7 protein-coding genes are annotated in these 6558 nt (G+C 68.8%); 3 read left to right on the top strand and 4 right to left on the bottom strand.

Annotated features, from left to right (window positions below; genetic code table 11):
- The 3 genes from ACE3TU_RS17195 to efp all read right to left on the bottom strand — a co-directional run.
- Positions 1–991: hypothetical protein (locus ACE3TU_RS17195; protein ID WP_374626401.1), on the bottom strand; the 991-nt coding region annotated here is incomplete at its 3' end.
- Between the two features lie 182 nt (positions 992–1173).
- Positions 1174–2124, bottom strand: a complete 951-nt coding sequence (locus ACE3TU_RS17190) for a ring-cleaving dioxygenase (protein ID WP_374626399.1) — start codon at positions 2122–2124, stop codon at positions 1174–1176.
- Between the two features lie 212 nt (positions 2125–2336).
- On the bottom strand, positions 2337–2909 hold the full coding sequence (gene efp / locus ACE3TU_RS17185; RefSeq protein ID WP_374626397.1) for an elongation factor P: 573 nt from the start codon (positions 2907–2909) through the stop codon (positions 2337–2339).
- A 144-nt stretch (positions 2910–3053) separates the two neighbouring features.
- Here efp and epmA point away from each other — a divergent pair, with 144 nt between their 5' ends.
- The 3 genes from epmA to ACE3TU_RS17170 are packed head-to-tail and all read left to right on the top strand — an operon-like array spanning position 3054 to position 6069.
- The gene (gene epmA / locus ACE3TU_RS17180; RefSeq protein ID WP_374626395.1) at positions 3054–4124 is read left to right on the top strand and encodes an EF-P lysine aminoacylase EpmA; all 1071 of its coding nucleotides are present in this window, start codon (positions 3054–3056) and stop codon (positions 4122–4124) included.
- Positions 4121–5182, top strand: a complete 1062-nt coding sequence (locus ACE3TU_RS17175; RefSeq protein ID WP_374626394.1) for a lysine-2,3-aminomutase-like protein — start codon at positions 4121–4123, stop codon at positions 5180–5182. The genes epmA and ACE3TU_RS17175 overlap by 4 nt, the downstream gene beginning before the upstream one ends.
- Positions 5183–5184: 2 nt before the next feature.
- Positions 5185–6069 carry an NAD(P)-dependent oxidoreductase gene (locus ACE3TU_RS17170; RefSeq protein WP_374626392.1) on the top strand — a complete coding sequence of 295 codons (885 nt, stop codon included), beginning with the start codon at positions 5185–5187 and terminating at the stop codon, positions 6067–6069.
- Here ACE3TU_RS17170 and ACE3TU_RS17165 read toward each other — a convergent pair.
- The coding region (locus ACE3TU_RS17165; RefSeq protein WP_374626390.1) for a sugar isomerase domain-containing protein at positions 6056–6558 on the bottom strand (503 nt) is incomplete at its 5' end. The genes ACE3TU_RS17170 and ACE3TU_RS17165 overlap by 14 nt on opposite strands.

Raw genomic sequence — 6558 nt, 5'->3', positions numbered from 1 at the left:
CGGCAAAGAAGCGCAGGGACGACTCCATGCCGGTTGCGGTCGACAGGGCGACGGCCGCCAGGCAGAAAGCCGCCTCCGCCTGCCGGCGGCGCCGGAACAGCACAACCACGAGACCGAGACCGACCAGCACGGCGAGGGCATGGATGCGCGGCGAGCTGTTGCCGACGACGGTTGCGAACCAGTTGGCGAACGGGTTGCCGAGTTCGCGGTACCAGGCGATCTGCACGTGGGCGAAGGCCAAACCGTCGCCCATGGCCAGCCGCAGGTGAACGGCAAACGCGATCAGGCCGAGCGGCACGAGGAGCAGTGCCAGCAGCACACGCGGCGCCAGCAGGCTGGACAGCAGCCGACCGGCCTTGCCGCCGCGGCGGAAGTGGTCGGCAGCGGCCTCGACGAGGATGGCGACCCCGAACAGTATGCCGGTGACCCGGGTCGCCGAGAGCAGGGCACCGATCGCGCCGGCGAGCGGGAAGTTCGCACGGCGCAGGGCCCCGAGACCGAGCAGTGTCAGCAGGATGTAGAGGCTCTCGGAATAGGGCAGCCAGAAGAGCAGCGAGAACGGGCCGAGCAGCAGGGAGAAGGCGAACAGGTCATAGGCGCGCCGATCGACGAACAGCGGCCGCGACAGCACCGCCGCGAGGACGCCGAAGAACTGGGACAGGAGGACGCCCGACCAGGCGAAGGACAGCCCGGTCGCGGCGCCGAACAGGCGCACCAGCTGCGGATAGAGCGGGAAGAAGGCCCAGTCCGCCTCGCCCAGCCGGTTGGTCGGCAGGGCGGTCTCGTAGCCCTCGGCGGCGAGGCGGAACCACTTGCAGTCCCAGCGGCAAAGCTCTTGCGCCAGATCGCCATCCGTGGCGAGGCCGAGAAAGATCAGGTAGCGCATGACGATACCGACCAGCGTCATGCCGCCGATGATGCCCCAATGGCGCCAGTCGATGCCGGGGGAGGCCGGCGGGCGGGTCGCTTTGCTGTCGAGATGGACCGTCAAGGCAGGCTCGCGTGGACAGGGAGGCGGGGGGCGGGGCGATTCACCCGCTCCCCATGCTAGACGGTTTGGACGCCCGGTTGAAACGGTCAACCCGGATGTCCCGGCCTTGATCGACTCTCGGCGGCGAGACTGTCGCCGCGCCCTGTCGGACCACTCCGCAGCGACGGTGCCGGCATTTCGAGCTAGAGCGGCTTCAGTCCCCGTTCGATTTCGTCGCGCCGCGGCTCAAGGAAGGGCGGAAGCGCCAGGCGCTCGCCCAGGCTCTCGAGGGGTTCGTCGGCGGTGAAGCCCGGGCCGTCGGTGGCGATCTCGAACAGGATGCCGTTGGGTTCGCGGAAGTAGAGCGAGGTGAAGTAGAATCGCTCGACTTCGCCCGAGGTCCTGAGGCCGAAGCCGGCGGTTCGCTTCACCCACTCGTCGAACTGGGACTTGTCGGGGGTGCGGAAGGCGACATGGTGCACGGCGCCGGCGCCCTGCCGCGCCTGCGGCAGGTCGGGATCGACCTCGACATGGAGTTCCGCCGCGGCACCGCCCGGCCCCATCTCGAAGACATGGATCGCGCCGTGCCGTTCGCGCGCGGCGTAGCTGCGGACCTCGCGCAGGTTCATCACCCGGGTCAGGATCGGTTCGGTGCGGCGCAGGTCGGGGACGGCCAGGGTGATCGGTCCGAGGCCGAGGATCTGGTGCTCGGCGGGAATGGGGCTCTTCTGCCACGGATGGCCGGGACCGGCCTTGGGATCGGCGACGAGGCGGAAGCGCTGGCCCTCGAAATCCTCGAAGTCGAGCGACAGGTGCCCGGCGCGTTCCTTGATGCCGCCCGATGCGACATGCTGCCCGGCGAGATGCTCCTTCCACCAGGCAAGGCTCGCCTCCGATGCGACCCTGAGGCCGGTGCGGGACACTTCGTGATTGCCGCGTCGCGCCGGCGCCGCGGGCCAGTCGAAGAAGGTGAGGTCGGCGCCGGGCGAGGCCACGGCGTCGCCATAGAACAGGTGATAGGCGCTGACATCGTCCTGGTTGACGGTCTTCTTGATCAGCCGCAGCCCCAGGATGCGGGTGTAGAAATCCACATTGCGCCGCGCCTCGGCGGTGATGGCGGTGAGGTGGTGAATGCCACCGAGTTCCAGGGTCATGACACGCTCCGCAAGTTGCCGTGGCTCTCATCTAGGCACGAACGGTGGCGAAAGGCAGTCCGTCCGGGCCGACGGGTCGTCAATGCGGAGCGAACAGTGGGGCGGGCCCCGCGTCCGGCGTCAGCCCTTCGAGCACGGCTCTCGGGGCCGTCGTCGCCCAGATCAGTAGATCAGGCCGCCGGACTGATCCGCCGACCTGCGGCCGTCGCCCCTCAGTCCTTGGCGCGTTCGACGTAGCTGCCGTCTTCGGTCATCACCACGACGCGGGTACCGACGCCGATATGGGGCGGGACCATGGTCTTGACGCCATTGTTGAGCGTGGCCGGCTTGAACGAGGACGAGGCGGTCTGGCCCTTCACCACCGGCTCGGTCTCGACGATCTCGAGCGTCACGCGCTGCGGCAGTTCGATGGCGAGTGCGGCGCCCTCGAAGGTCTTGATGAACACTTCCATGCCGTCGGCGAGGTAGGCGGCCTGATCGCCGATGACGTCCTCGGACACGGCGATCTGCTCATAGCTGGTGGGCTCCATGAAGTGGTAGCCCTCGGCGTCGTTGTAGAGGAAGTTGTAGGCCCGCTCATCGACATCGGCCTTCTCGACCATCTCGACGGTGCGCCAGCGGGCGGTCACCTTCACGCCGTCGGAGATGCGGCGCATGTCGACCTGGGTGACGGAGTTGCCCTTGCCGGGATGGATGTTCTCGGCAAACAGGATGGCGTAGAGCTTGCCGTCCTCGTGCTCCACGACATTGCCCTTGCGCAGCGAGGAGGCGATGACCTTGACCATTATTTCTTCCTTGTTCACTTGGCTGTGGCGGCCTAGAGGAGCGGCAGCAGGCCCCGAGCGGACGCACCCGATATCCGATGTGGGCCGCCCGATAGCGCAATTTGACGAAAACCGCCAGTCCCGAGCAGCAGGAGAAGGCGTTCCTTGGCCAGAGGCCCCGCATCCGTTCCCGCTTCGCCCTGGTGGACGCCCTCGGTGCATGCCGACCGACGGCCACTATTGCTGGCGCGCAACCGGATCGAGGCGGCGGTGCGTGGCTACTTCGCCGATGCGGATTTCGTCCTGGTCGATCCGCCCGGGTTGCAGCGGAGCCCGGGCAACGAGACGCACCTGCATGCTTTTTCGACGCTCGCCATCGGCAATGACGGTGCGGGAGAGACGCTGTACCTGCATACCTCGCCCGAATTCTCGATGAAGAAGCTGCTGGCCGCCGGAGAGCAGCGGATCGCCGCGATCGGGCACGTCTGGCGCAATCGCGAGCGCAGCGCATTGCACCATCCCGAGTTCACCATGCTCGAATGGTACCGGGCCGAGGAGCCCTATGATGCGGTGATCGCCGACTGCATCGCGCTGGTGCGCCGCGCAGCCCAGGTGGCGGGCACAACGGAGCTGCGGTTCCGCGACAGGGGGTGCGATCCGCTGGCAGAGCCCGAACGGCTCAGCGTGGCCGACGCGTTCGAGCGCCACGCCGGCATAAGCCTCTTCGAGACCATGGATGCCGAGGGCAACACGGATGCGGAAGCGCTCGCCGGGCAGATGCGCGGGCGCGGGCTCGACGTGCCGCGCGACCCAACGTGGTCATACCTGTTCAGCCGCGTGCTGGTGGAACGGGTGGAACCGGTGCTCGGCAACGGTCGCCTGACCGTCCTCGACCGTTATCCGGCAGCGGAGGCGGCCCTCGCCCGGCGGGTGCCGGGTGACCGGCGGGTGGCGGAGCGGTTCGAACTCTATGGCTGCGGGGTGGAACTGGCGAACGGCTTCGGCGAACTGACCGATCCGGTGGAGCAGCGCCGCCGCTTCCGACTCGAGATGGACGAGAAGCAGCGGCTCTATGGAGAGACCTATCCGCTCGACGAAGACCTCCTCGCCGCCCTGTCGCTGATGCGGCCGACCAGCGGGGTGGCGATGGGATTCGACCGGCTGGTGATGCTGGCGGTGGGGGCACGGCGCATCGAGGATGTGCTGTGGGTGCCGGTGGTCGGGGGCGCGCAGTGAAGCCGGACCGGACCCTGCGGACGGCGGCGGATCTGGTTGCCGCGGGACTGCTGCGGGAGGGGCGGCGGCCGGAGGTCGAGGCCGTGGCGGAGCGGTACGCCATCGCGGTGACGCCGACGGTCGCGGGACTGATCGAGAGGAGCGATCCGGCCGATCCGATCGCGCGGCAGTTCGTGCCGGACGCGTCGGAGCTGGTCACCACACCCGAGGAGCGCGACGATCCGATCGGGGACCTGACGCATTCGCCGCTCGAGGGGATCGTGCATCGCTATCCGGACCGGGTGCTGCTCAAGGCCGTGCACGTCTGCCCGGTCTATTGCCGCTTCTGTTTCCGCCGCGAGATGGTGGGCCCCGACGGGCTGGGCACGCTGGCGCCAGAGGCGCTCGAGCGAGCGGTGGCCTATATTGCCGACCATCCCGAGATCTGGGAGGTGATCCTCACCGGGGGCGACCCGCTGGTGCTGTCGGCGCGGCGGCTCGAGGACATCCTGGCGCGGCTCGCGCCGATCCCGCACGTGAAGATCGTGCGGTTGCATACAAGGGTGCCGGTGGTCGAGCCCGAGCGGATCGATGCGCGGCTGATCGGGGCGCTGAGGGCGAGCGGCAAGACCACGTACCTCGCCGTCCATGCCAACCATCCGCGCGAACTGACCGCGGCGGCGCGGGCGGCGGCGGCGCGCCTCGCCGAGGCCGGCGTGGCGCTGCTGGGCCAGACGGTGCTGCTCCGCGGCGTCAACGACGATGTGTCGGTGCTGGCCCAGCTGATGCGCGGCCTCGTCGAAGCGCGGATCAAGCCCTACTACCTGCATCACCCGGACCTTGCACCGGGAACCGCGCATTTCCGGCTGACGATCGCCGAGGGGCAGGCGCTGGTCGCCGCCCTGCGCGGGCGCGTGTCGGGGCTCTGCCAGCCGACCTACGTGCTCGACATCCCCGGCGGCCACGGCAAGGTGCCGATTTCGGCGGCGTCGGTGCGGATGGCGGGCGAGGGCTGCTACACGGTTTCGGACTGGCAGGGGAGAGAGCATCTCTACCCGCCGGCAAGCATGGGAGAATGACAGTGGTGAAGGCGGCATTCCTGGGGCTGGGCGTGATGGGCGCTCCGATGGCACGGCATCTCAAGGCCAGGGGCCACGAGGTGACGGTCTACAACCGCACGGCCGCCAAGGCCGAGGCGTGGGTCGCGGCACATGGCGGACGCGCGGCGCCGTCGCCGCGGGCGGCGGCCGAGGGGCAGGACCTGGTGTTCTGCTGCGTCGGCAACGATGCCGACCTCAGATCGGTGACGCTGGGCGAGACGGGCGCCTTCGCCGCGATGGGACGAGGAACGGTGTTCGTCGACCACACCACCGCCTCGGCGGAAGTGGCGCGCGAACTCAGCGCGGCGGCCAGTGCGGCAGGCTTCGCCTTTCTCGATGCGCCCGTCTCGGGCGGGCAGGCCGGAGCGGAGAACGGCCAGCTGACGGTGATGGTGGGCGGGGAGGCGGCCGCCTTCGACCGCGCCGAGCCGGTGATCATGAGCTTTGCCAAGGCCTGCCGGCTGCTGGGGCCGGCCGGCTCGGGACAGCTGGCCAAGATGATGAACCAGATCTGCATTGCCGGAGTGGTGCAGGGCCTGGCCGAGGCGATCCACTTCGGCAAGCGGGCCGGCATGGACGTCGAGGCCGTGATCGAGGTGATCTCGAAGGGCGCCGCGCAATCGTGGCAGATGGAGAACCGCTACAAGACAATGAATGCCGGCCGGTTCGACTTCGGTTTTGCGGTCGAGTGGATGCGCAAGGACCTTGGCATCGCGCTCGACGAAGCGCGCGGCAACGGCGCGCAACTGCCGGTTACCGCCCTGGTCGACCAGTTCTATGCCGAGGTCGTCGCGATGGGCGGACGGCGCTGGGATACGTCCAGCCTGATCGCCCGGCTGGAGGAGGAGACGGTCAGAGCCCGCTGATGCGGGGGCGCCAGCGCTGGATCATGGCGGCGGCCTCGGCCTCCGCGCCCTGCATGTTGGCGCTCTGGTAGACATCGACCAGGGTGCCGATGCGGGCCAGCTGATCGACGGCCTCGGCCATGATGGCGTTGAGAATGAAGACACCGGCCAGCGTCGAGGTCGGCCCCATGCGAACGTCGCGCCCGGAAATGGCGAGACCGGCATCGCCATAGACTCCGCCATTGTCGATGACGATGTCGGTGAGCTGGTAGAGCAGCTTGCCGGAGCGATGGCGCGAAGTGGTGCGGGTGGCGTGCTGCAGCGAGGTGAGCGCGATGGTGACGGCGCCGCGGGCCCGGGCAGCGATGGCCATCTCGATCGGATAGGCGTTGCGGCCCGAGTTGGAGGCGATGAAGACCACGTCGCCGGGGCAGACCGGGTAGTCGGACAGCACGATCTCGGCGCGGCCTTCCTGGCGCTCGAGATGGGTCGAGCGCTCGGCACCGAGGT

Source organism: Devosia sp. (assembly GCF_041917035.1).
In the GTDB taxonomy this organism is placed as follows: Bacteria; Pseudomonadota; Alphaproteobacteria; order Rhizobiales; family Devosiaceae; genus Devosia_A.
This window is presented reverse-complemented; position numbering and strand designations above follow the sequence as displayed.

Bases quoted from the DNA above. Each gene is read 5' to 3' on its own strand.
- efp (WP_374626397.1), bottom strand. From the start codon at position 2,909: ATGGTCAAGGTCATCGCCTCCTCGCTGCGCAAGGGCAATGTCGTGGAG.
- ACE3TU_RS17190 (WP_374626399.1), bottom strand. From the start codon at position 2,124: ATGACCCTGGAACTCGGTGGCATTCACCACCTCACCGCCATCACCGCC.